General features: G+C 63.3%; 1 protein-coding gene. It reads right to left on the bottom strand.

The genetic code is table 11. The features are described 5' to 3' along the window. Window positions 1-1,569: hypothetical protein (locus tag EOM25_14830; protein ID NCC26452.1), on the bottom strand; the 1,569-nt coding region annotated here is incomplete at both ends.

Genomic DNA, 1,569 nt, shown 5'->3' with positions numbered 1-1,569 from the left:
GCCAGATGGCGGACCAGGCCCAGACGGGGAAGATTCTCGCAGAGGGTGTTCACGTCCACCAGGCCCAGGCGGCGGTCAAAGGGCAGTTCGAGCTGTACGGTCTGGGGAGGGGCCAGACCGGGGAGATAGGGCCGGCCGGAATCGTCGGCAGGCTGGGGCTCGTAGACCTGTCCTTCGAGGATGAGGGACATCTCGAAAAGGAACTCCTCCCGGGAGGGCAAAAGGTGGGCCTTCTCCAGGGGCCAGAACCAGAGGGCGCACCAATAATCCATGGCCAGCTTGAGGCGCTTGTAGGGGGTGGCGTGCTTCACGCCTTCGGAGTGATGCTCCAGGGCCAGGATGCGGTCCTTGTACTGGACCGTGGTCGAGCAGGCCTCAGCCGGCTCGGGCTGCCCGTAAATGGTCAGGGTGTCCCGGGTGCGGACGCGCAGTTCGCGCTGCTTGGCGATGGTTTGGACCCACAAGGCGTCCACGGCCGAAGAGAGCTTTTCCAGTTGGCGGATCTGCTCCGTCTGGAAGGGCTTGGCGAACTCCCGGCGCCAGGCCGCGGCCGCGGCGAACTCCTCCTGGGCCAGGGCCTTGACGTTGCGGTCGGTGTAGTCGGCCATGCCCGCATCCGGCAGCAGGAAATGATAGACCGTGGACATGGGCCGGTCGCCGCCTGGGGGAACCCGTTCGGGGACCTTTTGCAGCCACGGACCCAGGGCCGGATTGCTTTTCAGGCTCGCCGAGGAGAAGACCTGCCGCCTAGCCCCGACGAGGGAATTGCCGCAGACGAGCTGGTTGCCGAACCAGGGCACCAATCCGCCCTGGTGGATGGTGTTCAGCCAGAGGGAGACCTCGGCCAGCTCCACGGCCACGGGGTTTAGGTCCACGCCGAAGACGTTGTTGTCGGCCAGGTACATCTTCACCCTCTGTAGGGCCGGGCCATATTCCTCCATGGAGAGCTGTTCGCCCAGCTCGGCCTGCTTGCGGGCCAGATACTCCTCGGCCAACTCATTCACGGCCTCGTTCAGAAAGGCGGCCGAACCCATGGCCGGTTCGCAGACAGTCAGATTCAAGATGTCGTCGGCCGTCGTGTCTTTCAAAAGCTCCTTCAAGGCGTACTTGACCAGGCATTTGGTCAGGACTTCCGGGGTGTAATAGGAGGCCGAGTTTTGTCGGTCCCTCCCGGCCAAGCGATAGATGAAGGTGCCCTTGGGGTAGACGCGCAGGGTGCCGTCCTGGTTGAAGACCTTCTCGTTCTCTGAATACTTGGGTAAATCGTTGACCGAAACGAAAAAAGCCGTGTCCAGCTCACTAGGTTGCTCACCGGCCTTCTTGACTTCGTAGAGGTCCTCCTTGGCGAAGAAGCCCTTGTAGGAGAGCAGGGCCTCGTACACGGCCCCAAGCTGGTTGATGCCGAGCTGGGCGTAGGAGATGCGGCCGCGCTGGGCGCCGCGACCCGATCCGCCCCGGGACAGGGACATGAGCTCGATGACCTTCTGCAAGACATGGTTGCGGAAACGGACCTTGCGCATGAGCGGGGTACGGCCGGGGTCGAAGAGATGGGACTTCAGGGCGGCAATG

The organism is Deltaproteobacteria bacterium (genome assembly GCA_009929795.1).
Lineage (GTDB): Bacteria > Desulfobacterota > Desulfovibrionia > Desulfovibrionales > Desulfomicrobiaceae > RZZR01.
This window is presented reverse-complemented; position numbering and strand designations above follow the sequence as displayed.